General features: G+C 70.3%; 25 protein-coding genes. 15 read left to right on the top strand and 10 right to left on the bottom strand.

Annotation, left to right across the window (positions count from 1 at the left end; all coding sequences use genetic code 11):
* Positions 1-24: 24 nt before the first annotated feature.
* From GT755_RS22335 to GT755_RS22325, 3 genes are all read left to right on the top strand, one after another.
* The gene (locus GT755_RS22335) at positions 25-741 is read left to right on the top strand and encodes a ComF family protein (protein ID WP_202610342.1); all 717 of its coding nucleotides are present in this window, start codon (positions 25-27) and stop codon (positions 739-741) included.
* Positions 742-1,260: 519 nt separating this feature from the next.
* On the top strand, positions 1,261-1,932 hold the full coding sequence (hpf, locus tag GT755_RS22330; protein WP_161481576.1) for a ribosome hibernation-promoting factor, HPF/YfiA family: 672 nt from the start codon (positions 1,261-1,263) through the stop codon (positions 1,930-1,932).
* 137 nt (positions 1,933-2,069) lie between these two features.
* Positions 2,070-2,783, top strand: a complete 714-nt coding sequence (locus tag GT755_RS22325) for a response regulator (protein WP_062344665.1) — start codon at positions 2,070-2,072, stop codon at positions 2,781-2,783.
* Here GT755_RS22325 and GT755_RS22320 read toward each other — a convergent pair.
* A complete protein-coding gene (locus GT755_RS22320) occupies positions 2,776-3,909 on the bottom strand; it encodes a winged helix-turn-helix domain-containing protein (RefSeq protein ID WP_161481575.1) in 1,134 nt (377 codons plus the stop codon). The two genes, GT755_RS22325 and GT755_RS22320, sit on opposite strands and share 8 nt — an antisense overlap.
* A gap of 36 nt (positions 3,910-3,945) precedes the next feature.
* Positions 3,946-4,215 (bottom strand): hypothetical protein, encoded by a 270-nt coding sequence (locus GT755_RS22315; protein WP_030451244.1) that lies wholly within the window; start codon positions 4,213-4,215, stop codon positions 3,946-3,948.
* A gap of 213 nt (positions 4,216-4,428) precedes the next feature.
* Here GT755_RS22315 and secA point away from each other — a divergent pair, with 213 nt between their 5' ends.
* Positions 4,429-7,221 (top strand): preprotein translocase subunit SecA, encoded by a 2,793-nt coding sequence (gene secA / locus GT755_RS22310; RefSeq protein ID WP_161481574.1) that lies wholly within the window; start codon positions 4,429-4,431, stop codon positions 7,219-7,221.
* A gap of 117 nt (positions 7,222-7,338) precedes the next feature.
* Here the strand turns inward: secA and GT755_RS22305 are convergent, their stop codons facing one another.
* From GT755_RS22305 to GT755_RS22295, 3 genes are all read right to left on the bottom strand, one after another.
* Positions 7,339-7,803, bottom strand: coding sequence for an Rv3235 family protein (locus GT755_RS22305; protein WP_161481573.1), 465 nt, complete (start codon positions 7,801-7,803; stop codon positions 7,339-7,341).
* A 199-nt stretch (positions 7,804-8,002) separates the two neighbouring features.
* On the bottom strand, positions 8,003-9,247 hold the full coding sequence (locus tag GT755_RS22300; protein WP_161481572.1) for a PTS transporter subunit EIIC: 1,245 nt from the start codon (positions 9,245-9,247) through the stop codon (positions 8,003-8,005).
* Between the two features lie 16 nt (positions 9,248-9,263).
* Positions 9,264-10,025, bottom strand: coding sequence for a GntR family transcriptional regulator (locus tag GT755_RS22295; RefSeq protein WP_231515337.1), 762 nt, complete (start codon positions 10,023-10,025; stop codon positions 9,264-9,266).
* Positions 10,026-10,146: 121 nt separating this feature from the next.
* On the opposite strand from GT755_RS22295, the gene GT755_RS22290 reads away from it, so the two are divergent.
* From GT755_RS22290 to GT755_RS22240, 11 genes are all read left to right on the top strand, one after another.
* The gene (locus tag GT755_RS22290; RefSeq protein ID WP_161481744.1) at positions 10,147-11,172 is read left to right on the top strand and encodes an SIS domain-containing protein; all 1,026 of its coding nucleotides are present in this window, start codon (positions 10,147-10,149) and stop codon (positions 11,170-11,172) included.
* Between the two features lie 30 nt (positions 11,173-11,202).
* Entirely contained in the window at positions 11,203-11,442 is a 240-nt protein-coding gene (locus GT755_RS22285; RefSeq protein WP_030451238.1) for a glucose PTS transporter subunit EIIB, read from the top strand.
* Positions 11,439-11,885 (top strand): PTS sugar transporter subunit IIA, encoded by a 447-nt coding sequence (locus GT755_RS22280; protein ID WP_161481571.1) that lies wholly within the window; start codon positions 11,439-11,441, stop codon positions 11,883-11,885. Before GT755_RS22285 ends, GT755_RS22280 begins: the two co-directional genes overlap by 4 nt.
* Positions 11,886-11,940: 55 nt before the next feature.
* The gene (locus GT755_RS22275) at positions 11,941-12,198 is read left to right on the top strand and encodes an HPr family phosphocarrier protein (protein ID WP_161481570.1); all 258 of its coding nucleotides are present in this window, start codon (positions 11,941-11,943) and stop codon (positions 12,196-12,198) included.
* Positions 12,198-13,883 (top strand): phosphoenolpyruvate--protein phosphotransferase, encoded by a 1,686-nt coding sequence (gene ptsP, locus GT755_RS22270; protein ID WP_161481569.1) that lies wholly within the window; start codon positions 12,198-12,200, stop codon positions 13,881-13,883. The genes GT755_RS22275 and ptsP overlap by 1 nt, the downstream gene beginning before the upstream one ends.
* Positions 13,884-13,900: 17 nt before the next feature.
* Complete coding sequence (gene nagZ, locus GT755_RS22265) at positions 13,901-15,184, top strand: beta-N-acetylhexosaminidase (protein WP_328794457.1); 1,284 nt, start codon at positions 13,901-13,903, stop codon at positions 15,182-15,184.
* Positions 15,185-15,199: 15 nt separating this feature from the next.
* Positions 15,200-15,850: an HAD family hydrolase gene (locus GT755_RS22260; RefSeq protein WP_161481568.1), complete on the top strand. Its 651-nt coding sequence runs from the start codon at positions 15,200-15,202 to the stop codon at positions 15,848-15,850.
* Positions 15,851-15,870: 20 nt separating this feature from the next.
* On the top strand, positions 15,871-16,377 hold the full coding sequence (locus GT755_RS22255; RefSeq protein ID WP_030451232.1) for a DUF6912 family protein: 507 nt from the start codon (positions 15,871-15,873) through the stop codon (positions 16,375-16,377).
* A 12-nt stretch (positions 16,378-16,389) separates the two neighbouring features.
* Positions 16,390-17,025, top strand: coding sequence for an HAD family hydrolase (locus GT755_RS22250; RefSeq protein ID WP_161481567.1), 636 nt, complete (start codon positions 16,390-16,392; stop codon positions 17,023-17,025).
* A gap of 62 nt (positions 17,026-17,087) precedes the next feature.
* Positions 17,088-17,801 carry an HAD family hydrolase gene (locus GT755_RS22245; RefSeq protein ID WP_285589796.1) on the top strand — a complete coding sequence of 238 codons (714 nt, stop codon included), beginning with the start codon at positions 17,088-17,090 and terminating at the stop codon, positions 17,799-17,801.
* Positions 17,802-17,832: 31 nt separating this feature from the next.
* The gene (locus tag GT755_RS22240; protein ID WP_161481565.1) at positions 17,833-19,716 is read left to right on the top strand and encodes an acetoacetate--CoA ligase; all 1,884 of its coding nucleotides are present in this window, start codon (positions 17,833-17,835) and stop codon (positions 19,714-19,716) included.
* Here the strand turns inward: GT755_RS22240 and GT755_RS22235 are convergent.
* The 5 genes from GT755_RS22235 to GT755_RS22215 form a co-directional block, all read right to left on the bottom strand.
* Positions 19,694-21,058 (bottom strand): FAD-binding oxidoreductase, encoded by a 1,365-nt coding sequence (locus tag GT755_RS22235; protein ID WP_161481564.1) that lies wholly within the window; start codon positions 21,056-21,058, stop codon positions 19,694-19,696. The two genes, GT755_RS22240 and GT755_RS22235, sit on opposite strands and share 23 nt — an antisense overlap.
* A 62-nt stretch (positions 21,059-21,120) precedes the next feature.
* On the bottom strand, positions 21,121-22,581 hold the full coding sequence (locus tag GT755_RS22230) for an NADH-quinone oxidoreductase subunit NuoF family protein (protein WP_030451228.1): 1,461 nt from the start codon (positions 22,579-22,581) through the stop codon (positions 21,121-21,123).
* A gap of 3 nt (positions 22,582-22,584) precedes the next feature.
* A complete protein-coding gene (locus GT755_RS22225; RefSeq protein ID WP_161481563.1) occupies positions 22,585-23,274 on the bottom strand; it encodes a hypothetical protein in 690 nt (229 codons plus the stop codon).
* Positions 23,275-23,415: 141 nt separating this feature from the next.
* On the bottom strand, positions 23,416-24,909 hold the full coding sequence (locus GT755_RS22220; protein ID WP_161481562.1) for a DUF1996 domain-containing protein: 1,494 nt from the start codon (positions 24,907-24,909) through the stop codon (positions 23,416-23,418).
* A gap of 19 nt (positions 24,910-24,928) precedes the next feature.
* On the bottom strand, positions 24,929-25,519 hold the full coding sequence (locus GT755_RS22215; RefSeq protein WP_062335411.1) for a DUF4142 domain-containing protein: 591 nt from the start codon (positions 25,517-25,519) through the stop codon (positions 24,929-24,931).
* Positions 25,520-25,576 lie beyond the last annotated feature (57 nt).

Genomic DNA, 25,576 nt, shown 5'->3' with positions numbered 1-25,576 from the left:
TCGTCAGTGTCGGCAGGGAGTGTCATGGTGGTCCGCGTGCTCGACGCGGTGCTCGATCTGCTCGTCCCCCCTCGGTGCGCCGGTTGCGGCGGCCGGGGGGCCCTGGTCTGCGCGGGATGCGCCGCCGAACTGACCGCCGCGCCCCACCCCCACCTGCCCGAGGCGCCCCCCGACGGCCTGCCCGAGTGCTGGGCCGCCGCCGGTTACGACGGGGTGGCCCGGCGGGTGCTGATCGCGTACAAGGAGCGCGGCCGCACCGCGCTCGGCACCGCGCTGGGCGCCTGCCTGGCCGGCGCCCTCGCCCGCCTGCCGCTGGAGGCGGGCCCGCTGGTGCTGGTCCCGGTGCCCAGCACCCGCCGGTCGAGAAGAGCAAAAGGCCATGATCCGGTACGCCGGATCGCCGAGGTCGCGGCCAGGCGGTTGCGCGCCGGAGGCGCCCACGTGACGGTGGCGCCGGTGTTGCGGCCCGCCCGGAAGGTCGCCGACCAGTCGGGCCTGACCTCCGCTCAGCGGGCCGCCAACCTGGCCGGGGCGTTCACCTCCGGAGCCGTGCCGAAGGGCCGGGTCGTGCTGGTCGACGACGTGGTCACCACCGGTGCGACGCTCGCCGAGGCGGCCCGCGCGCTGCGTGCCGCGGGTGCCCAGACCGCCTTCGCGGTCACGGTTGCGGCGACCCGAAAACGGGTGCCGGTCATGCGACACGCCCGGCGGTCACAAATTCGCCGACATCACTCTGGGTAAAGAAACAGTCAAATAACGACCTGGCCTCGGAGTGACAACCGGGTGTCGGGAAACCCGTGAACGCCCAGATCGGGAGCGCCTTGACCAGGGGGTCCGGCACCCCGCCCCGCCTGCCTCGATGCCCCCGAACGCCTCCGCGTCCCCAGGAAAAATCACCGAAAGTGATCCTTTGGCGTGGCTCGCGGCTGACATACGGCCGGTCAGCGACTAGCGTTCAGGACATGGCACCCGTTCGGGTCCGTGGTTGCGCCGGACCGAGTCCCCACCGGGGTTCGGCCTGGCTAGCCGATGCCAGCCGCAGGCGAAACGGTCCACGTAAGGCGACTCTTGGTCGACCGATCACGGTGCGGCTTAGAGGTAAGACCTGCCTTCCCAGGAATCCAGATGATTCTTGCCAGAAGAGAAGGGCAGTAGTGGCGTGGAGCTGCGAACCCCTCAGCAGGCGGATGTGGGGACGAAGACCAGGTCGGCCGAACGGGTGCTCCTTCATGTCAGTCGATAGGCGAAGGGGGCTTTTGCGTGGACATCATCGTCAAGGGACGGCACACCGGAGTGAGCGACCGTTTCCGCGATCACGTGACTTCCAAGCTGGCCAAGATCGAGCGACTGGACAACCGACTCATCCGGGTTGACGTAGAGGTCTCGCGAGAGAAGAACCCCAGGATGAGCGACCAGAGGGAGAGGGTGGAACTCACCATCCACTCCAAGGGCCCGGCGGTCCGGGCCGAGGCGGCGGCAGACGACCGGTTCGCCGCGCTCGAAATCGCTCTGGGCAAGCTGGAATCGCGCCTGCGGCGGCTGAGCGACCGCCGCAAGATCCATCACGGGAAGAACTGCCCTCCGTCGGTGGCCGAGTTCACCGCGACCCTGGCCGACAACGGCGGCCTGGGCGAACCGGTGGCGAAGCAGCCCGAGCCGGAACTGCTCCACGACGACTACATCCCGCCGCAGAAGCCAGACAACGGCTACACCGAACCCATCATCCCGATAGAGCAGGACGGCGACGGCCCCCTCGTCGTCCGCGAGAAGTTCCACCAGTCCGACGCCATCACCATCGACCAGGCCCTGCTGGAGATGGAACTGGTCGGCCACGATTTCTTCCTCTTCCGTGACAAAGAATGCGGCCACCCGAGCGTCGTATATCGGCGTCGCGGATACGACTACGGCGTGTTGCGGCTCGTCGAGGGCTGATTCGCGCCACCCCTTCCAACCTGAACGACCATGCGCCCCGCCCGGTGCGGGGCGCATGGCGTGCGAGATCCTCGCCAGTAGCGGAAGCCATGTCATGATGGCGATCCAGCTACCTGGCCCCCCGACGAGGAGGAGCTGTGAGTGACCGCAGCGTGCGAGACGACGCAAGCCGCCCCACCGGGCGCGGTGAGCCGATCCGTGTGCTGATCGTCGACGATCACTCGCTGATCCGCCGCAGCCTGGTGCTGGCCCTCCAGGCCGAAGCGGACATCGAGGTCGCCGGTGAGGCGAGCGACGGTCAGGAGGCCGTGGCGCTCGCCGAGAAGCTGCTGCCCGACGTCGTGCTGATGGACGTGCGGATGCCCAGACGCGACGGCATCGAGGCGACCAGGGCGATCAAGGAGAGCATGCCGACGACCCGCATCATCATGCTCACCGCCTCCGACGAGGAGGAGGACCTCTTCGAGGCCTTCAAGGCCGGCGCGACCGGCTACCTGCTGAAAGACGTGCAGATCGACGAGGTCCCCGACGCGGTCAGGGGAGTGCACAGCGGGCAGTCGTTCATCAATCCCGCCATGGCGACCAAGCTGATCACCGAGTTCGCCAGCATCAGCCGCAAAGAGGCCGAACGGCCGCCCCAGCTTCCGGTGCCCCGCCTGACCGACCGAGAGATGGAAGTGCTCCGGCTGGTGGCGAAGGGGATGAACAACCGCGAAATCGCGAAGGAACTCTTCATCTCCGAGAACACGGTCAAGAACCACGTCCGCAACATCCTGGAGAAGCTGCAACTGCACAGCCGGATGGAAGCGGTCGTCTACGCGGTCAGGGAACGCCTGCTCGAGATCACCTGATCTCCTCGATGCGCAGGCCCGTGCAGCCGACCCAGGTCGCCGCCTCGCGCAGGGCCTCTTCGACGGCGTCGAGCTTCTTCACGCCGGGCTCCAGGGTGACCCGCCGGGCGACCAGGGTGGTGCCCTCGCGGGCGGGGTCGACCCGGGCGATCAGCTTGCCGCCGTGGAGGACCGGCATCGCGAAGTAGCCGTGGACACGCTTCTCCTTCGGGACGTAGGCCTCCAGGCGGTGGGCCATGCCGAAGACACGTTCCGCGCGGGCCCGTTCCCAGATCAGGGAGTCGAAAGGGCTGAGCAGGGTGGTGCGGTGGCGGCCTCGCGCCTCGCCCAGGGCCAGCGCCTCGGGGTCGGCCCAGGCGTTGGGGCCGCCCCTGCGGGCCGCCGGCCAGCCCGCCACCGTCACCGGGACCAGCCCGCTCGCGCCGCTGAGCAGGGCGTCGTCGAGCATCGCGGCGTGTTTGTCCCGGACCCTCGTGTAGTCGACCAGGTCGGCCCTGGTCGCCACGGCCAGGGACCGGCCCGCGATCGAGGTCAGCCGGGTCACGCACTCTTCGTCGGTCAGGTCGATCTCCCGGTGCTCGGCGGGGATCGCGCGTTCGGCCAGGTCGTAGACGCGGCGCCAGCCCTCGCGCCGCACGCAGACCACGTCGCCGACGTCGAGCAGGAACTCGATGGAGATCTTGGCGTCGGACCAGTCCCACCACGGCCCGCCCTTCTTGGCGCCGCCGATGTCTCCGGTGGTCAGGGGGCCGTCGCGGCGCACCCGCTCCAGGATGTCGCCCACCGTGGCGGGCACCTCGTGCCAGCGGAACCTGCGTTCGCGGTAGGCGCGGCGGCGGAAGGCGTAGACCGGCCAGTGTTCGATGGGCAGGATGCAGGCGGCGTGGCACCAGTATTCGAAGGCCGACCCGCTCCAGTAGGCCTGCTCGACCGCCGGGCGGCCGATCGCGCCCAGGCGGGCATAGGCCACCAGCTCGTGGGAGCGGGCCAGCACCGAGATCGTGTCGAGCTGCACGGCGCCCAGACGGCGCAACATGCCCGAAGGGCCGCCCTTGCGGCCCCCGGCGCCCAGGAACCCCTGGGCGCGCAGGATCAGCCGCCGTGCTTCATCGGCCGTGAGGTCCATCCGGCCGACTGTAGTCGGGCGGACCGACAATTCGGCTCAGTGCTCGAAGGGGCTGTGGTGGTCGCGGGCGTCCATGACGCGCGGGGCGTCGATCACGACGTCGGAGAAGACGTCGAAGACCAGGGCGAGCACCGCGCCCACGGCCGACACGCCGACGCCCACCCAGACCATGGTCCAGTTGGACGTGTCGGCGCCCAGGCCGGTGAGGCCTGCGCCGCTGATGATCGTGCCGATCAGGATCGTCGTCACCGCCACCCACGACTTCGCGCTGCCCGCGTGGCTTCCCTGGTGTGAGGTCTCTGCCATTCCGCCCTACCCGACTCGCGCCCTGTGTGTTCCTGACCGGAACACCGGACGGTCTCCCTACGTTTGACAGGGTTGAGCCTATCGACCCCGTCCCCCGGTCCGCCGCGCCGCTCCCCGCTGAATCCCGTGGTGGCTGTGTCTGGTGGTCGAACGGCCTACCATGGCACAGGGGAAGTGTGTCTCGTCCTCAGACCTGCGAGGAGCTTTACAAAAGTGGCAGCCATTCTCGACAAGATTCTCCGCGCCGGCGAAGGCAAGACGCTGCGGAAGTTGAAGCGTATCGCCGAGCAGGTCAACTCCATTGAAGAGGACTTCAAGAGCCTTTCCGACGAGGAGTTGCGGGCACAGACCCAGGAGTTCCGCGATCGCCACGCCGAGGGCGAGTCCCTCGACGACCTGCTGCCGGAGGCCTTCGCGGTGGTCCGCGAGGCGGCGCGCCGGGTGCTGGGCCAGCGCCACTTCGACGTGCAGATCATGGGCGGCGCCAACCTCCACATGGGGAACATCTCCGAGATGCGCACCGGTGAGGGCAAGACCCTCACCTGTACTCTCCCGGCCTACCTCAACGCCATCTCCGGCAAGGGCGTCCACGTCGTCACGGTCAACGACTACCTGGCCAAGCGCGACTCCGAGACCATGGGCCGCGTCCACCGCTTCCTCGGCCTCGAAGTCGGCTGCATCCTCGCCAACATGCCGTCCGACGAGCGCCGCCGGCAGTACGCCGCCGACATCACCTACGGCACCAACAACGAGTTCGGCTTCGACTACCTGCGCGACAACATGGCGTGGTCGATCGAGGAGCTCGTCCAGCGCGGCCACAACTTCGCCGTCGTCGACGAGGTCGACTCGATCCTGATCGACGAGGCCCGCACCCCGCTGATCATCTCCGGTCCCGGCGAGCAGTCCGGCAAGTGGTACTCCGAGTTCGCCAAGATCGTCCCCCGCCTCCGCAAGGGCGTCGAGGGCAAGGACGGCACCGAGAGCACCGGCGACTACGTCGTCGACGAGAAGAAGCGCACGGTCGGCATCCTCGAGGCGGGCGTCGAGAAGGTCGAAGACCTGCTGGGCATCGACAACCTTTACAAGCCCGAGCACACCCACCTCGTCCAGTTCCTCAACAACGCCCTCAAGGCGAAGGAACTGTTCAAGAAGGACAAGGACTACATCGTCGTCGACGGCGAGGTCCTGATCGTCGACGAGTTCACCGGCCGCGTCCTCCACGGCCGCCGCTACAACGAGGGCATGCACCAGGCCATCGAGGCCAAGGAAGGCGTGAAGATCAAGGACGAGAACCAGACTCTCGCCACGATCACCCTCCAGAACTACTTCCGCCTCTACACCACGCTGTCCGGCATGACCGGCACCGCGGCCACCGAGGCCAACGAGTTCCACCAGACCTACAAGCTGGGCGTCGTGCCGATCCCGACGAACCGGCCGATGATCCGCAAAGACCAGTCCGACGTGGTCTACAAGAGCGAAGACGCCAAGTTCATGGCGGTCGTCAACGACATCAAGGAGCGCTACGAGGCCGGTCAGCCGGTCCTCGTCGGCACCACCTCCGTCGAGAAGTCCGAGCGGCTGTCGCGGATGCTCAAGCACAAGGGCGTCCGCCACGAGGTGCTGAACGCGAAGAACCACGCGCGTGAGGCCGCGATCATCGCCGAGGCGGGCCGCAAGGGCGCCGTCACCGTCGCCACCAACATGGCCGGTCGAGGCACCGACATCATGCTCGGCGGCAACCCCGAGTTCCGCGCCGACCTCGAACTCCGCAGCCGCGGCCTCGACCCGGTCGAGACCGCCGAGGAATACGAGAAGGCCTGGGCCGAGGCGCTGGAGAAGGCCAAGGAAGCCGTCAAGGCCGAGCACGAGGAGGTCACCGCCCTCGGCGGCCTCTACGTCCTGGGCACCGAGCGCCACGAGTCCCGCCGCATCGACAACCAGCTGCGCGGCCGGTCCGGCCGTCAGGGCGACCCCGGCGAGTCGCGCTTCTACCTGTCGCTCGAAGACGACCTGATGCGCCTGTTCAACTCGGCCCGGGTCGAGATGATCATGACGCGGCTGAACATCCCCGAAGACCAGCCGATCGAGTCGGGCATCGTGTCCAAGGCGATCGCCTCGGCCCAGCACCAGGTCGAGCAGCAGAACTTCGAGATCCGCAAGAACGTCCTCAAGTACGACGAGGTCATGAACCGCCAGCGCAAGGTGATCTACGCCGAGCGCCAGAAGGTCCTCGAGGGCGCCGACCTCCACGACCAGGTCAACACCTTCATCGAAGACGTCGTCAGCGGCTACGTGAAGGGCGCCACCTCCGAGGGCTTCGCCGAAGAGTGGGACCTCGACAAGCTCTGGAACGCCTTCCGCCAGCTCTACCCGATCTCCCTCAAGATCGACGACCTGGCCGAGGAGGCCGGTGGCCGTGAGGGCATCGACGCCGCGCTGCTCGAAGAGCGGGTCAAGGCCGACATCCTGGCCGCCTACCGCAAGCGCGAGGAGGAGTTCGGCGCCGAGGTCCTGCGCGACGCCGAGCGCCGCGTCATCCTCGACGTGCTCGACCGCAAGTGGCGCGAGCACCTCTACGAGATGGACTACCTCCAGGAGGGCATCGCCCTCCGCGCCTACGCCCAGCGCGACCCGCTGATCGAATACCAGCGCGAGGGCTACGACATGTTCGCCGCGATGCTCGAGGGCATCAAGGAGAACTCGGTCAACTTCCTGTTCCGCTACCAGCCCCCGCAGCCGGTCGCGGAGAGCCCGATCTCCTACGAGGCGGGCGCCCAGCCCAACGCGGCCGTGGCCGAGGCCGGCTCGATCATCGCCAACGCCCTCCGCCGCCCGCAGCAGATGAGCTACTCGGGCCCCGGCGAAGACGGCGAGGTCGAGGTCCGCCGCTCGACCCCGGAACAGCGCGCCAACTACGGCAACGTCGAGCGCAACGCCCCGTGCCCCTGCGGCTCGGGCAAGAAGTTCAAGCGCTGCCACGGCGACCCGAAGAACGCGACCGCCTGACCTCACCAAGCCAGAGCCCTCTCCTTCATCGTGAAGGAGAGGGCTTTCGCCTGTCCGAGGGACAGCCGCCATGCGCCGGCTTGGTTCGCCAGGCGGCGCACAGCGGCCCAGACAGGGTCAAGCCGTTTCGAACTCCGTCAGCACCCACTGCACGCCGCGGCGCTCCAGCCGGGCCGCCAGGACGCGGCTGCGCGGGGTGCAGCGGACCAGGGCGCACATCTCCACGGTGTCGTCGTTCGGGTGCTGGACGCGGGGCACGCCCACCCACGGCGGGCGGGTGCTGTCGATCATCTTCCCGGCGCGCAGGAGGCTCGCGTAGGCCGGCGCGCTCAGCCGGGTCTGGACGGTCTGCGGCGGGCGGCGTCCGGCCAGGATCTCGGCCAGCGCCTGGGCCAGGGCGCGCAACCGCCGCTCGTCGGGGGCCGGTGAGGGAAGCTCGGCGGCCAGGGCCAGGGACCCGTGCGTCAGAGGGCCCGGGTGGCGCGGCGGTTCTTCGGCACGGGGGACGAGCGGGTGGACGTCCGCCAGGTGGGCGTACATGGGGTCGGGCGTGGGGATCGGGGCGAGCCGGGGGAGAGGCATCGAGGCTCCGGGACGTCGGTGGTTAGGGACACCTGATAGAGGTTTCGGGCGGAGCGCTCGGATACGCGACCGTAGGTTTCCCGTCGCACCGGGGCGGCCGGATCGGCATACATGCCGATAGAAGCGGCCAGGTTGGTATGGACCGGCGGACGATCCGGCGATGGTCACTTCAACTGACAGTGCGAGTCCGGAATCCGGGTCAGGTCGTGGTGTCCAGGTCCGACTCGGGGTCGCGGCCCGGGGTCATGATGTTCAGGCGCCTGATCAGGAACGTGAAGACCGCGTAGTAGACCACGAAGTAGACGACCCCGATGGCCATGATCAGCGCGAAGCCGTGGGTGTTGTCCTTGGTCGCGTTGAGGGCCGCATCGATCGCGCCGCCCGAGAAGCCGAAGCCCAGCCGCCCGCCCAGCCCGGCCACCAGGGCCATCGACAACCCGGTGAGCAGGGCGTGCACCACGAAGAGGACGGGCGCCACGAAGATGAAGGCGAACTCGATCGGCTCGGTGATGCCGGTCACGAACGACACCAGCGCGGCGGAGATCATGATGGACCCGACCGCGTTGCGGCGGTGCGGGGGAGCGGCCCGCCAGATGGCGATGGCCGCCGCCGGGAGGCCGAACATCATCACGGGGAAGAACCCGGCCATGAACGCGCCCGCGCCGTCCTGGCCGGCGAAGTAGCAGTTCAGGTCGCCCGCCGTGTGGACGCCGCCGACGGTGCACTCGGGCACGGTGAACCACACGATCGAGTTCACGAAGTGGTGCATGCCCAGCGGGATCAGGGCCCGGTTCACCACGCCGTAGATGCCGGCCCCGAGTGTCGAGTGGGTCGCCAGCCAGTCGCCGAACGACGACAGCGCCTGGCCGATCGGGGGCCAGATCAGGCCGAACAGCACCCCCAGGAGCAGCCCGGCCAGGGCGGTCAGGATGGGGACGAAGCGGCGTCCGCCGAAGAAGGCCAGCCAGGCGGGCAGCTTGATCCGGTGGTAGCGCTGCCACAGCAGGCCGGTCACCAGGCCCATCAGGATGCCGCCCAGCACTCCGGTGGGGTTGGCGGCGGCCAGGTTGAGGGTCTCGGCGGGGGTGCCGGCGGTCACCACGGTCTGGGCGACGCGGGGGCGCAGCGAGGAGTCGAAGAACATCAGGTGGGTGACCCGGTCCCAGACCAGGTAGCCCACCACGGCGGCCAGGGCGGTCGAGCCGTCGGACTTCCGGGCGAAGCCGACGGCCACCCCGATGGCGAACAGCAGGGGCAGGGCGTCGAACAGGGCGCCGCCCGCGCCGCCGACGATCCGGGCGACCTTGTCGAGGGTCTCGTCGGAGGTGCGGCCGAGCAGGTCGTCCTGGCCGATCCGGAGCAGGATCGCCGCGGCCGGGAGGGCCGCGATCGGGAGCATGAGGGAGCGCCCGATCCGCGACAACACGGTCATCGTGGCGGCCATCGTTCCTCCCGGGTCTCTAGGCCCGCCGTGGCTCCAGGAGTGTACGGAGCTGGTAACGGTCGGCCCGGTAGGTCGACACGCCCAGCTCGGCGCAGACACCACCGGCGTAGGACCGGCGGGAGAGCAGCAGGACGGCTCCGCCGCGCGGGAGTTTCAGCAGGTCGGCGTCGCTCGGGTCGGCGATTCCGCCGTCGATCGTGAGTTCCCCGGCGTCGAGGATCAGACCGTACCGGGACTCCAGGAGCGCGTACAGGGATCGGCCGGAAAGGTCGTAACTCTCCAGGTCGGGGGCGAGGGCCAGGGGGATGTGGGCGCGTTCGATCGCCAGGGGCTCGCCGTCGGCGGTGCGGAGGCGTTCGATGAAGTGAACTTCGTCACCCGGGGCGATGCCGAGCTCGCGGGCCAGGTGGGCGCTGGCCCGGACCACCCGCCGGTCGAGGTCGCGGCTGCCGGGCTCCAGGCCGCGGGCGCGCATGTCGTCGCTGAACGAGGTGAGCTGGAGGGCCAGCTCGATCTTCGGGCGGGCGACGAAGGTGCCCTTCCCCGGCACGCGGTGCAGCCGCCCCTCGCTGACCAGGTGATCCACCGCCTGGCGTACCGTCATGCGGGAGAGGCCGAAGCGCTGGCAGAGCTCCCGTTCCGACGGGATCGCCGCGCCGATGGGCAACTCGTTGCTCTCGATGAGGTCGAGGATGATCTCGCGGAGCTGGAAGTACTTCGGGACTGGGCTGTCGGGGTCGATCGTGGCGCCGGTCCCCCGGGCGTCGATGCCGGCCACTGTCGCCTCCCCTCTCCGCTTTGTTATGGTTCGTACTGGTCTAGTCCGGACTAGACCACACCGCCGAAATGTCTGTCAACGTACGGACCGATTACAGGATGGGCACGTGACGACGACGAAGATGCGCAGTGAGATCGCCGAACAGCCGGCCGCCCTGCGCGCCACGCTGGACGCCCTGCTCCCCCGAATCCCCGAAGTCACCTCTCTCGCCGGACAGACCCGCCACCTGTTGTTCATCGCCCGCGGCACCTCGGACAACGCCGCGATCTACGGCCGCTACCTGATCGAGTCACACGCCGGGCGGATGGCGGCGCTGGCCGCGCCGTCCATCGCCACAACCTACCGCCGCAGGATTGACCTCGACGGCGTGCTCGCGGTGGCCGTCTCGCAGTCGGGGCGGACCGAGGAGATCGTCGAGACCCTCGACTGGGCCCGCGACTGCGGCGCCAAGACCGTGGCCATCACCAACGGCGGCGAGCAGAGCCCGCTGGCCCAGGCCGCCGACCTCGCCCTGTGCACGGTGGCGGGCGAGGAGAAGGCGGTGCCGGCGACCAAGACGTACACGACCCAGCTGGCGGCCATGGCGGTGCTGGCGCTGGGCCTCGGCGCCGACGTCCACAAGGACGATCTCCAGAAGGCGCCCGACGCGATCCAGAAGCTCATCGAGGACCCGGGCGACCTCGACGCCCTGGTCGAGGGCCTGGCCGACAAGCCGGGCGTGGTCGTGTCGGGGCGCGGGCTGGCCTTCTCGACCGCGCTCGAACTGGCGCTGAAGCTCAAGGAGGCCTGCTACCTGCACGCCATGGGCCTGTCCTACGCCGACCTGCTGCACGGGCCGATCGCGGTCGTCGACGCCGACACCCCGGCGATCCTGGTCGCCGCCGGCGAGGGGCCGACCCTGCCGGGCACGATCGCGCTGGCCGAGCGGGTGACCGGCGCGGGCGCGGCGGCCTACGGCGTCGGCGGCGGCCACGCGCTCGCGAGCGCCTCCACGGCCTCGCTCAACGGTCCCGACCTGCCCGAATGGGTGGCGCCGCTGGGGCTGATCGTGCCCGGCCAGCTGCTCACCGAGGCGCTGGCGCGCCGGCTCGGGTACGACCCCGACGCCCCCCGCGGGCTGAACAAGGTCACCCAGACCGACGAGTAGGGTTCGGCCAGAGATCCAGAGGGAGGCGTCATGGCGGATGCGGCAAAGATCGTCGCGGCACTGGGCGGGCCGGCCAACATCATCGAGGTGGAGCCCTGCATCACGCGGCTCCGCACCGAGGTGCGGGACGCCTCCAAGGTCGACCATGACGTCCTCAAGCGGGCGGGCGCGCACGGCGTGATGGTCACCGGGAACGTCGTGCAGGTCGTCGTCGGGCCGGAGGCCGACACGATCGCCAGCGACATCGACGACCTGCTGGACTCCGCTTGACGACCGTCCACTCTCCGGTGAACGGCCGCGTGGTCGGGCTCCCGGCCGTGCCCGACCCCGTGTTCTCGCAGGCCATGGTGGGCCCGGGGGCGGCCGTCGACCCGGCGCGGGGGCCGCAGGTCGCGGTCGCGCCGATCGCCGGGCGGCTGGTCAAGCTGCATCCGCACGCCTACATCGTCGTCGGCGACGACGGCCGGGGCGTGCTGACCCATCTCGGGGTCGACACCGTGAAGCTGCGCGGCGCCGGCTTCGAGCTGCTGGTGGTGGAAGGCGACCTCGTCACGGCCGGGCAACCGGTCGTCGCCTGGCACCCGCATGCCGTCGACGAGGAGGGGTATTCGCCGGTCTGTCCGGTGATCGCCCTGGACGCCGGGCCGGAGAGCGTCTCCGGCGTGGTGAGCGGACCGGTCGAAGCGGGCGATCCCCTCTTCGACTGGCATTGACCCCAAACGGGTGTTTGGATGAGTGGTCCGGACCGCCGGACCCTGAGGAGGCAGCGTGCCGCAACGAAGGCTCATCGTCGAGGCGGAGGTGGGCCTGCACGCCCGTCCGGCCGCCACGTTCGTGCAGACCGCGACCAGATCGCCGGCCACCGTGACCGTCGCCAAGGGCGACGGCGCGCCGGTCAACGCCAAGAGCATCCTGTCGGTGCTGGCACTCGACGTGAAGAAGGGCGACGCCATCACCATCAGCACCGAAGGCGACGGCGCCGAGGAGCTGCTCGACGAACTCGCCTCGATCGCCGGGGCGCCCTGATGGCCACCACGCTCAAGGGCTCCGGGGTCAGCCCCGGCACCGGCTACGCCGCCGCCCACCTGCTCGTCGGCTCGATCCCCGAGCCCCCGAAGGGCGCCGTCCACGACGGCGACGCCGCGGCCGAGAAGGCCCGCGTCCAGGCCGCGCTCGAAGAGGTGGCCGCCGACCTGGAGGCCCGCGGCGAGCGCGCCGGGGGAGAGGCCGCCGAGGTGCTGTCGGCCCAGGCGATGATGGCCCGCGACCCCGGCCTGGCCGACGGCGTCGACGAACTGGTCGACGCGGGGGTCTCCGGTGAGAGGGCCGTGTACGAGGCCTTCGGCGCCTACCGCGACCTGCTGGCCGCCGCCGGGGGATACCTGGGGGAGCGCGTCGCCGACCTCGACGACATCCGCGACCGCGCCGTCGCCCGGCTGACCGGGGCGCCGATGCCGGGGGTGCCGGGCGACGCGGCGGAGCCGTACATCCTGGTGGCCCGTGACCTGGCCCCGGCCGACACCGCGCTGCTGGACCGGAACCTGGTCGCCGCCTTCGTCACCGAAGACGGCGGGCCGACCAGTCACACCGCGATCCTGGCCCGCGCCATGGGCGTGCCGGCCGTCGTCGGCTGCGCGGGCGCGACCGCCCTCGTGCAGGGCACGCTGCTGCTGGTCGACGGCGCGACCGGCGAGGTCGTCATCGAGCCCGAGCCCGCCGCCGCGCAGGCCGCCGTCGCGACCGCGCGGGCCCGCGCCGAGGCGCTGTCGGGCACGAGCGGGCCCGGCGCCACCGCCGACGGGCACCCCGTCCCGCTGCTCGCCAACGTCGGCGGCCCGAAGGACCTCGAAGCCGCATTGGCCAACGGCGCCGAGGGCGTCGGCCTCTACCGCACCGAGTTCCTCTTCCTCGACCGCGCCGACGCCCCCTCGGAGGAGGAGCAGCAGGCCGCCTACCGCGCCGTGTTCGACGCGTTCCCCGGCGGCCGGGTGGTGGTCCGCACCCTCGACGCGGGCGCCGACAAGCCGCTGGCCTTCCTGCCGCCGCCCGGCGAGGAGCCCAACCCGGCCCTCGGCGAACGCGGCCTGCGCATGTTCCGCCGCCACCCCGACATGATGGCCGCCCAGCTCGGCGCGCTGGCCCGCGCCGCCGAGGGCACCGAGGCGATCCCCTACGTCATGGCCCCGATGGTGGCGACCGTCGCCGAGGCGGCCTGGTTCGCCGAGGCCTGCCACGCGGCCGGGCTGGAGACCGCCGGCATCATGATCGAGGTGCCGTCGGCCGCGCTGCGCGCCCGCGACCTGGCCAAGGTGGTCGACTTCTTCTCGATCGGCACCAACGACCTCACCCAGTACGCCATGGCCGCCGACCGCCAGGTCGCCGGCGTCTCCGAGCTGCAGGATCCGTGGCACCCGGCGGTGCTCGACCTGATCGCGCTGGCCGCCGGGGCGGCGGGCGCGGCCGGGAAGGGCTGCGGCGTCTGCGGCGAGGCCGGCGCCGACCCGGTGCTGGCCTGTGTGCTGGTCGGACTGGGGGTGACGTCGTTGTCGATGGGCGCCCCCGCGCTGCCGTGGGTGCGCGCGTCGCTGGCCCGGCACACCCTCGACCAGTGCCGCGCGGCGGCCGACGCCGCCCGGTCGGCACCGGGCGCGTCCGAGGCGAAGGAGGCGGCCAGGGCCTGCCTGACCGGCCTGGGTGATCTGGGCCTCTAACCACTACGGTGTCTGAGGTGTCCCTCCACAGGGCGCTGCTCGGCGCCGGTCTGCTCGTCGTGGTGGCGGGGTGTTCGACCACTCCGCCACGCACCGCTCTCCCCAGTTCCCCGACGACCACGGTCGTCGCCCCGCCTCCTCCCCCGTCGCCGTCTCCCACTGAAGATCCGACGGCGGAGCTGACGGTCGAGGAGAAGGTCGGCCAGCTCCTCATGCCGGTCCTCTACGGCTCGTCGGCCAGAGCGGCCCACCAGGAGAACCTGGCCCGCTACGGCGTCGGCAGCCCGGCCGAGGTGATCAGGAAGTACCACCTGGGCGGGGTGATCCTGTTCCCCGGCACGGGCAACATCCAGAGCGCCCGCCAGGTCGCCACGTTCACCGCCGGGCTGCGCTCGGCGGCCGGGAAGGTGCCGCTGCTGATCGGCGTCGACCAGGAGAACGGCATCGTCTCCCGGCTCAAGGGCATCGTCACCGAGATGCCCGGCGCCTCGGTGATCGGCCAGACCGGCGACCTGCGCAACGCCCGCGACGCGGCCCGGGTCACCGCCGAGGAGCTCAACGCGCTCGGCATCTCGCTGGACTTCGCGCCGGTCGCCGACGTGAACGTCAACCCGAACAACCCGGTCATCGGGCCGCGCGCCTACGGGAACGATCCGGAGAAGGTCGCCGACATGGTCGGCGCGGCCGTGCAGGGCTTCCGCGACGGCGGGGTCGCCGCGACGGTGAAGCACTTCCCGGGCCACGGCGACACCAACGTCGACAGCCACACCTCGCTGCCGGTCATCGACCACACCCGCGAGGAGTGGGAGAAGCTCGACGCGCCGCCGTTCAAGGAGGCCATCGCCAACGACGTCGACGCCGTCATGAGCGCCCACATCGTGATGCCCGCGCTCGACCCGTCGGGCGACCCGGCCACCCTGTCGAAGAAGATCCTCACCGGGGTGCTCCGCGGCGAGCTCGGCTTCGACGGCGTCGTCTTCACCGACGCGCTGAACATGGACGGCGTGCGCAAGAAGTACGGCGACGGCGAGGTGGCCGTCCGGGCAATCCTGGCCGGGGCCGACATCCTGCTCATGCCGCCCGACTTCGACGTGGCGCGCGACGCGGTCCTCGCGGCGGTGGAGTCGGGCCGCATCAGCGCGACCCGGCTGAACCAGTCGGTCGAGCGCGTCCTCCACCTCAAGCGGGAGTTCCGCCTCGACAGCCCGCGCACCTTCCCGACCCCGGCCGAGGCCGTGAAGCTCATGAAGACCAGCGAGCACCGGGCCGTGGCCCGGCGGATCAGCACCGCCGCGAAATGACTACCCTTTGACCACATGACGGTCAAAGGGGTGCTAATCGACTGGGCCGGAGTGCTCACCACGAGCATGGCCGAGTCCATCAACACGTGGCTGGTCGGCGACAACATCGACGCCGACCACTACCGCGACGTCATGCGCGGCCTCATCACGGCGGCGTACGGCGGCGGCGCCGAGAACCCGATCCACACGCTGGAGCGCGGGGAGATCACCGCGCTGGCCTTCGAGACCGGCCTGGCCGCCGAGTTGCGCACGCTCGACGGGGTCCCGCCGGTCGCCGAAGGGCTGCTGACCCGGATGTTCGCCGGGTTCCTGCCGGTCGAGGCGATGTTCGAGATGCTCCGCAGGGCCCGCAAGGCCGGGTACAAGACCTGTCTGGTGTCCAACTCGTGGGGCAACGAGTACGACCGCACCGGCTGGGACGAGGCGTTCGACGCCGTCGTCATCTCGGGCGAGGTCGGCATGCGCAAGCCGGAGCCGCGCATCTTCGCCCACGCCGTCGGCCTGGTCGGGCTCGAACCGTCGGAGTGCGTCTTCATCGACGACATCGAGGGCAACATCGTCGCCGCGCGGGAGCTGGGCTTCACCGGCATCCTGCACACCCACGCCGACTCCACCATCGCCGAACTGGAGACGCTGCTGAAGGTGCCGTTGCGCGCCCTTCCGTGACTTGCTGGCACACTCGTCGCATGCGTGTCTACCTTCCGTGCACGCTCTCCGCGCTGGCCCGCACGGCCGCCGCGGGTGAGCTGGGCCCCGCGCCGCTGACCGGTTTCGCCGTGACGCCCGCACTCGTGGAGTGGTACGTCTCCGGCGACACCGAGGAGCTCGAATACGTGGCCCTCACGGAGGCGGCCCGCGCGTCGTTGCGGATGATCGCGGCCGACCTCGCCGACGGCGTGACGGCCCCCGCCCGCCGGGTGGTGATCGCGGCCGACGTGCCCGACGCCGACGTCCAGGTCAGCCCCGACGTCGCCGAGCGCGGCCGGGTCAGGCTCGGCGCGCCGGTCCCGATGCGGCTGATCCAGGCGGCCCACGTCGACGAGGAGTCGGCGGTGCCCGACGTCGAGGCCGCCGCGCTGGCGCTGAAGGCGGCCGACGCCGGCGACGACGACGCCCAGTTCACCGTCGACGGCGCCGAGGCCCACGAACTGCTCTGGTACGCCACCCAGGAGATCCCCGACGTCCTTGGATAACCTGGGGCTCTTATGACACACATCGTCTGGGACTGGAACGGCACCCTCTTTCACGACTCCGACGCCGTCGTGAGCGCCACCAACGAGATCTTCCGCCCCTACGGGGTGGCCCCCATCGACCTCGACGGGTTCCGCAGCGTCTACTGCCGCCCGATCTGGGTCGCGTACGAACGCATCATCGGCCGGGCCCTCGAAGAGGGCGAGTGGGAGCTGCTCGACAAGGGCTTCCACGACCACTACCACCGGCTCATGGAGGCCTGCCTCCTGGCCGAGGGCGCGGTCGCCAGCCTCACCGCCTGGGGCGACTCGGGCCGCAGCCAGTCGTTGTTGTCGATGTGGCAGCACGAACGGCTGGTCCCCAAGATCACCGAGTTCGGCATCGACCACCATTTCACCCGGGTCGACGGCCTGCGCCCGTCGGGCCGCGCCGACCACAAGGCCGACCACATGGAGGCCCACGTCAAGGCCCTCGACCTCGACCCCGCCACGGTCGTGGTGATCGGCGACAGCGTCGACGACGGCGTCGCGGCGCAGCACGTCGGGGCCCGCGCAATCCTCTACACCGGCGGCATGACCAGCCGCGCCGAGCTCGCCGCGCTGGGCTTCCCGGTCGTCGACTCGCTTTCAGACGCAATGGATCTGATCTGACCCGATTGAGGGCAGAGGGCCCTACCCTTGGGCGAACTCCCACTTTCCTCCCGGAGGCAGCCATCGACCGCCGACTCGTCCTCTGGAACGTCGACCTGACCCTGGTCGACGTCACGATCGTCACCCGGGACGCCTACGCCGAGGCGTTCCGCGCGGTCACCGGGCGTCCGCTCGTGAAGCTGGCGCCCGCGATGGGACGGCCCGACTCGGAGATCATCTTCGAGACGCTGGCGATCAACGGCATCGCGGTCGACGACAGCCACCTGCCGAGGTTCATCGAGGCCCTGGCCCGGTCGTTCGGCGACCGGCGCAAGCGGCTCGCCAAGGAGGGCCGGGCGATGCCCGGCGCCAAGGACGCCCTGCACGCCGTCTCCCGCCTCGACGGCACGGTCCAGTCGGTGCTGACCGGCACGATCAAGTCGAACGCCATCCACAAGCTGATGGCCTTCGGCCTGCACAAGTACGTCGACTTCGAGGTCGGCGGCTACGGCGAGGAGGTCTACCCCAAGGCCAGCCTCCTCCAGGTCGCCCAGGGCCGGGCCAAGGAGAAGTACCGCGCCCCCTTCGAGGCCGTCCTGATCGGCGACTCGACCCGTGACGTGCAGGCCGCCCGGATCGCGGGCGCGGCGATGATCGCGGTCGCCTCGGGCCGGTCGACCGCCGCCGAGCTCACCGAGGCCGGGGCAGACATCGTGCTGCCCGACCTGACGAACGCCTCCGAGGTGGTCGCCGCGGTGGCCCGGCTGACCGACCGTTATGTGGGGGGCCGACAGTGACATCCCCCTGACCTCGCAGCAGGATGGGGCCATGGTTAGCGAAGGCGACGTGCTCTGGGTCCCATCGGCCGAGGTCATCCGGGATGCCCGGATCACCCGTTTCCAGGAGGCGGTCGGCCGGCCCGGCTCCTATGACGGGTTGTGGTCGTGGTCGGTCGAGGACCCCGCCGCTTTCTGGACCGCCGTCTGGGATTACTTCGGCGTCGTCGGGGACCGCGGGAATGGTCCGGTTATTTCCGGAGATATGCCGCAAACACAGTGGTTTGCCGGTAGCACTATTAATTATGCGGAAAATGCGCTGAAAGGTCCGTCCGACCGCCTTGCGGTGATATTTCGGGATGAAACGGGCGGGCGGCGGACGTACACGCTCGGGGAGTTGCGCGACGAAGTCGCGAGAGCGCGGGCCGGGCTCGTCCGGCTCGGGGTGGGAATGGGCGACCGGGTCGCCGGATATCTCCCGAACATCCCCGAGGCGCTGATCGCGTTCCTGGCCACCGCGTCGCTGGGGGCGATCTGGTCGTCGTGCTCGCCCGACTTCGGGGCCCCGGCGATCATCGACCGGTTCACCCAGATCGAGCCGAAGGTCCTGATCGCCGTCGACGGCTACACCTACAACGGCAGGCACTTCGACCGGACCGACGTGGTCGCCGACATCGCCGCGCGGCTGCCCTCGCTCAACGCGACCGTCAGGGTCGCCGAGTGGGACTCCTTCACCCGGCCCGGTGACCTGGCCTTCGACCGGGTGCCCTTCGACCACCCGCTCTGGGTGCTCTACTCCTCCGGCACGACCGGGCTGCCCAAGCCCATCGTGCACGGCCACGGCGGCATCGTCGTGGAACACCTGAAGTCGCTCACCTTCCACCAGGACCTCGGCGAGGGCGACCGGTTCTTCTGGTACACCACCACCGGCTGGATGATGTGGAACTACCTCATCGGCGGCCTGCTGGTCGGCGCGACGGTCGTCCTGTACGACGGCTCGGCCGCCCACCCCTCGACCGGCGCCCTCTGGGACCTCGTCGCCGACGAGGGCGTGACCTACTTCGGCACCGGCGCGCCCTACATCGTCGCCTCGATGAAGGCCGGCCTGAAGCCCGCCGGGCTGGAGGCGCTGAAGGGCGTCGGCTCGACCGGCTCGCCCCTGCCGCCCGAGGGCTTCGCCTGGGTCTACTCCGACGTGTCGCGCGAGGTCCAGCTCGGCTCGTTCTCCGGCGGCACCGACGTCTGCACCGGGTTCGTCGGCGCGGTCAGGACCCTGCCGGTCCGCGCGGGCGTCATCCCGTGCCGCTCGCTGGGCGCGCGGGTCGAGGCGTTCGACCCGTCGGGACACCCGGTCACCGACGAGGTCGGCGAGCTGGTCATCACCGCGCCGATGCCCTCGATGCCGGTCATGTTCTGGAACGACCCCGACGGCCGCCGCTACCGCGAGTCGTACTTCGAGGAGTACCCCGGCGTCTGGCGGCACGGCGACTGGATCAAGATCCTGCCCGACGGCGGCAGCGTCATCTACGGCCGCTCCGACTCGACCCTCAACCGGGGCGGGGTGCGGATGGGCACCAGCGAGTTCTACCGCGTGGTCGAGCGTTTCGACGCCGTCGCCGACAGCCTCGTCATCGACACCGGCCGGCTCGGCCAGGAGGGCCGTCTGCTGCTCTACATCGCCCTCGCCGAGGGGCACGACCTCGACGAGACCCTCGTCAAGGAGCTGAAGGCGGCCCTGCGCACCGAGTTGTCGCCGCGCCACGTGCCCGACGAGATCGCGGCCGTGCCGGGGATCCCGCGCACCCTGTCGGGCAAGAAGCTCGAAGTGCCGGTGCGCAAGATCCTCCAGGGGGTGCCGGTCGAGCAGGCCGCCAACCCGGACGCGATGGCCAACCCCGAGGTGCTCGCCTTCTTCAGACCCCTTGCGGATGCCTGAAGAAGCCGGCCGGATCGTAGACCTTCTTCACCGCCGCCAGGCGGGCGGCGTTGGCGCCGTAGTACTGGGCCTTGTAGTCCTTCAGGGCCATATCGGGATAGTTAACGTAGGCGTGCCGTCCGAGCCGCGGCGTCATCGCGTCGCGGGCCGAGCGGACCCAGGCGCTCGCGCCGTCGAAGTGGGCGTAGTACTGGAGGCTGAACAGCGCCTTCCGGTGCGGGAACGCGGTCGCGCCCGGGGCCACCCGGCCGACCGCCCCGCCCAGCGCGTCGATCAGGACGGTGTGCCGCCCGGCCCGGCCCACCTGGGCGATGAGCGCTTTGATGGTCGCGTCGCTCATCTCCGTGTACGCGAAATGGGAACTGGCGCTGAACCGGTCGCGCGGCCCGGTGTGGCAGGCCTCCAGGGTCGAGCACCCGGCCATGAAGTACATCGCCTGAAGGTAACTCATCGACCTGACCGTCCGTGTCGACGGCGGGAAACCCTTCAGGAGGGCCTCACACCGCGATCTGGAGCCCAAATAGAGCCCGGTGACGGAGACGGACCGCCCCGGGTCCTGGGAGAGGTGCAGATTCGACCACAGCGCGTCGGGCGCCCCCGGGGCCCATTTCTGCCACTTCTTCACCACGGCGAACGCCTGCGACCACGGCCACCGCATCGTGAACACGGTGACGTCCTGGACGGGGTGGGTCTGGTAGGTGAAGGAGGTGGCGATGCCGAAGTTCCCGCCGCCGCCTCCGCGCAGCGCCCAGAAGAGTTCGGGGTGACTGCCGGCCGAGGCCGTGATGAGCTTTCCGTCGGCGGTGACCAGCGACACGGCCTTCAGCACGTCGATCGTCAGCCCGTGGCGGCGCGCGACGACCCCGATCCCGCCGCCCAGCGTGAGCCCGGCCACCCCGACCGTCGGGCAGGAGCCCGCCGGGATGCTGACGCCGCTCTTGGCCAGCGTGGAGTAGACGTCGATGAGCTTGGCCCCCGACCCGACCGTCGCCAGGCCGCCGGCGAGCTTCACGGCCTTGAGCTGCGAGACGTCCACGACCAGGCCCGAGCCGGTCGACCAGCCGGCGTAGGAGTGGCCGCCCGACCTGGGGTGCACCACCAGGCCGTTGCGGCGGGCGAAGCCCACGCAGGCCGCCACGTCGGCGGGGGTGGCGCAGTAGGCGACGGCCCGGGGGGTCGCGGTGTCGAAGGCCACGTTGAAGACGCGTTTCGCGGTGGCGTAGGAGGCGTCGCCGGGCCGTACGAGACGGCCCTTCAACGCCCTGTCCAGCGCCGCCCAGTCGGGCGCCGCGCCCGCGAACGGCGCGAGCGCCGCCGCGGACAGGAATTCACGACGATCCACTGCACATCACTCCCCGAGGGTTGGTACTACCTCGTGAGACGACCGCGTGGATAACGAACCGGTCACTTCCGGGAGTCGACTCGGAGCGCCAGCGCCGGGCACATCTCGACCGCCCGCTGCGCCTCGCTCTTGGCCCACGCCGGGACCGGCGAGTCCATGAACACCGGGAAGCCGTGGTGGTCGAGTTTCACCAGGTCGGGCATGAGGTGGGCGCACAGGCCGTGGCCCTGGCAGCGGGTCCAGTCGACCACCAGCCGCACGTCGCTGGCCTCGGTGATCGGCATCGGCAGGGTGTTCTTCACGCCCCGGCCGCACGAGCCGTTGATGATGTGCTCGTCGACGTCCTCGGCGAAGGCCTCCAGCGCCGACAGCACGAACCGGGTCGTCCCGTCGGGGTGGAAGCACGCGCCGCGGCCCTTGACCGCGGTGGCGGCCGACTTCACCAGGTCGTGGGCCTGCGGGTCGCCCATGGTGAGCTCCGACAGGGCCCGCGCGAGGGCCGGCAGGCCGATGCGGCACGGGCCGCACTGGCCCGACGACTGCTGGGCGAGGTAGGCGGCGACCCGGACCGTCTCCCCGAGGGGACACGTGTCCGGGCCCAGCGGCACGATGATGCCCGCGCCGAGCTCACCGCCCGCCTGCTGCATGCCACGGCGCGAGACGATCGCGCCGTAGGCGTCGGCCGCGCTGAGCCACTTGCCGTGGTAGCCGCCGATGAGCACGCCGTCGCCGACGTCCGCCTCGCACATGTCGAGCACCTGGGCCAGCGGCACCCCGGGCGTGACCTCCACGACCGACGGCGACTTCACCGACCCGCTCACGCTGAGCAGGGTCGTGCCGGGCTCCTGCACGGTGCCGACGGAGCCGTACAACTCCGGGCCCAGCTCGGCGAGCAGCGCGAGCTGGGCGAACGTCTCGGTGTTCGACAGCAGGGTGGGCAGTCCGCGCACCCCGGCGTCGCTGGTCCGGACCTTCCGCCCGGACGGCTGGCCCAGTTCGCCGTTGACCGCCCGGACGAGGGACCCGCCCTCGCCGGAGATGAACCGCTCCTGGATGCCGGCCACCCGGACGTATCCGATGAGCCCGCGCTCGGCCACGGCCGCGCGCATCGAGCCCTCCGCCAGCTCACCCGCGGGGGTGGCGATGACCACCTCTTTGGCGTCCAGCGCACTGGCCGCCAGCAGCGCGCCCTCGAGCACGAGGTGCGGCTTGCGGGTGAGCAGCATCTTGTCCTTCATGCTGGCCGGCTCGCCCTCTGCGGCGTTGACCAGCACGACGGTGTCGGAGTTGCGCGCGTTGGCCTGGACGGCCCTGAGCTTGCGCGCGAACGGGAAGGCCGCCCCACCGCGTCCCCGCAGGTCGACCTCTTCAGCCAGCGAGATCAGTGAGTCGACGGACTGGCCGTCGAGTTTGCCGTGGATCTCGTAGTGCGTGTCGAGGTCCATCCGGCGGTGCTCGTCGAGACCGGCGGTGAGCCGGGCCGGACCGAGCCTGCGGATCTTGGAGACGCGGTAGGGAATCATGTCTTAGACAACCCTCCTCAGCTTCTGTGGCTGGACGGCCTGCTCGCGCTCGGCCAGCCTGTTCGTCTTGCGCTTGGCGTCCTCCTGCGGCATCGGCAGCTCCTCCATCTCGTCCTGCATGGTCGTCTTCGGCCGGAGCGAGACGATCGCGCGGATCATGAGGGCGGTGCCGACGGCGACGATGCAGAGGATGTAGCTCCACGCCACCCAGGGCGCCGGGGCACGTCCGGCCGCCAGGCCGTGCAGGATCGAGACGGGCCAGGCCAGATAGGCCAGATCATGCAGGGCCCGCCAGATCCAGGGGCGGACGGCCATGGCGAACCGGCCGCGCATCACCCCGGTGGCGACGATCACGATGAACAGGTCCGACGCCACGGCGCCGGCCCCCACCGCCAGGTTGGTGGTGGGAATCACCGACCCGTACGACGGGACCAGCCCGGCCGCGATCTTCATGCCGATGTGGACGACCAGGAAGCCGACCCCGATCAGGGCGGCGCCCCGGTGCACGAGTTGCGCCCGGACCCGCCACCTGATCGGCAGGATCATGCGCTCGGACGTGAGCAGTCCGAGTCCGACGGTCGCGGTGAGCGCCACGAGCGAGAAGACGCCCGCGTAGAACGTGAGGAACTCCTGCGCCATCAGCAGGACCTGGGTGCTCAGGCCCAGACGGGCGCCGAGCAGGGATCCGGCCATGATGGTGAACGCGAGAGAGCCCAGGACGATCCGAACGCCTCGTTTCTGGAGGTCGAAGCGTTCGGATCGCCGATGAGCCCGCCTTTTTGACACTGATTCCTCCGGTCAGGGGGGATCTACCGAGGGCTCTTGGGCCGCCCGTCAGCAGCGGCGATTACGGTTGATGCACTGCACCATGAAGTTCATGAGGTTGTTGGGCATGACGTTGTGGAAGTCGGCGTGGTCGGTGATCGGGCTGTGCTTCTGCTCGGGGAACGCGTCCACGGCGAAGCTGGCGCCCTGCGGCACCGCGTAGGCCAGGGTCATGCGCAGCTGGGGCACGGCCTGGGTGCCCTGGGGGCAGCGGCCGCTCTGGTCGGGGAACACGATGTGCGTCCGGTGGTTGGCGCTGTCGGTGTTCTGGCCGTCCCAGCAGCTCGGGAAGTCCAGGATGCGCATCACGAGGCTGCCTCTCGGACAGATCGGATACTTGTCGGAAGCCCGGTTCTGGAAGCCGGAGCAGGTCCACTGCGCCCGCGCGTTGGCGGGGCCGTTGGTGGCCGCCTTGGCGTCACCGGTGATCACCCGCAGGAAGCGGGGCATCGCGACGACCCGGCTGAACCGGTTGCCGCGGAACTGGAGCTGGACCGCACGGGGGGTCAGGATCTGGCCGACGTTGCCGTCCGCGAAGCCGCCGATCTCCGAACCGTCCTGGCCGGGCCGTGGAGGCTGGCCGGTCTGTCCGGGCTGGGGCTGCTGGCCGCCGTTGTTCCCGCCGTTGTTGTTTCCTCCGTTGTTGTTCCCGCCGTTGTTTCCGCGGTTGCCGAAGCGGCTCTGGTTCTGCGGCTGGGGCTGCTGCCTGCTGAAGCTCTGCGCCGTGCCGTTGCCGGCGTTCGCCTGCTGTTCCTGGCCGGTGTTCCCCGCCTGGTCATTGACGGACTGGTCGCCTTGCTGCGCAGCCTGGTCATTGACGGCTTGATCGTTGGGAGTGGCCTGGTCGCCCTGCTGCTGCTGCTGTTGCTGCTGCTGGGGCGGGGCGGAGGGGTCCTGCTGCTGGTTCGGGTCCTGCTGCTGGTTGGGATCCTGCTGTTGCTGGTTCGGGTCCTGCTGTTGCTGCTGGTTGGGGTCCTGCTGTTGCTGGTTCGGGTCCTGCTGTTGCTGCTGGTTGGGGTCCTGCTGCTGCTGTTGCTGCCGCTGGTTGTTCTGGTTGTTGTTCTGGCCCTGCAGCCTCAGGTCCGGCCGGAGGCGGAGGATGGGCCAGAAGTAGGCGGACCGGTCGCCGTTGCGGCAGGTCGTGCCGCCGGCGGCGAGCGACTGGTCGGTGGAGAACCCGTTGGTGGTGACGTTGCCCACGTAGTCGTGGACGTGGTGCGCGCCGTTGGTCACACCCGGCGCGACGATGTGGTTGTCGGAGTTGCGGTGCCCTCTCTCGTTGCGGCCACACTGCGAGGTGAACGAGCCGCCACCTGCGACGACGCCATTGGCACGGCCGACGCGGCGGATGTCGACGAAGTCGCTCAGGGCCGGGCCGAGTGCGTCGCACTCGGCGCCGCCGATGCGTGGGTCGCAGGCCGCGAAGGCCGGCGTGGGGAAGCTCGGCAGGATCAGGGACCCGGCCAGCAGAGCTCCCGCCATGGCGAGGGCGCGTTTACGCATGTTCTTCTGTTCCTCCTGGTTAGACCGGCGGGACCGGGAGCGCGGAGTAGTCGACCAGGCCGGTCTCCTCAAGCACACGCATGTGCTTCATGACGACCACGTTGGCCTCCGCGGCGAAGGCGCGGATCCTCTCGTTCCGCGTCCCGGCGCGGATCGCGGCGACCGTGGCGAAGACCTTGCCGTGGGCGGCCCGCAGCCGGTCGGCGAAGATCTGGTCGAACTGGGCGCCGGTCGCGTTCGACATCTCACCCAGCCAGCGCTGCTGGTCGGGGTTGGGTTCGTTCGGGAGCAGCACGCCCAGTGCGGCGGCCTCCGCGCGGACCGCCTCGTCGAGCTTGGCGTGGTCGACCATCAGGTGATTGCCCGCGATCTTGACCTTCTCGTTGGTCGAGCGCTCCTGCGCCCAGCGGCCGGCGGGGATCTCCCAGAGCCCCGCCCAGCGCACCTTCACGAGGAAGTCCCTGTCGGCGGGGCTCAACGGGCCCCACCGCGTCGAAGTGAAACCCTGCTGCGCCGTCGCCTGCTCCTGAGGCACGACGACGATGACGGCGACGGCCGCCGCGAACAGGAAAACCGCGAAGACCACCAGTTCCCCGAACCGGAACCGCATGGCGCCTCCTCTCTTTCGGGGGGAGGTACGCGGCCTTGGTACGGATGGTTCAGGAAT

Origin of the sequence: Herbidospora solisilvae (assembly GCF_009901565.1) — a bacterium.
Taxonomy (GTDB): Bacteria; Actinomycetota; Actinomycetes; order Streptosporangiales; family Streptosporangiaceae; genus Herbidospora; species Herbidospora solisilvae.
The sequence above is the reverse complement of the archived record's forward strand: the minus strand, read 5'-3'. Positions and strand labels throughout refer to the sequence as shown.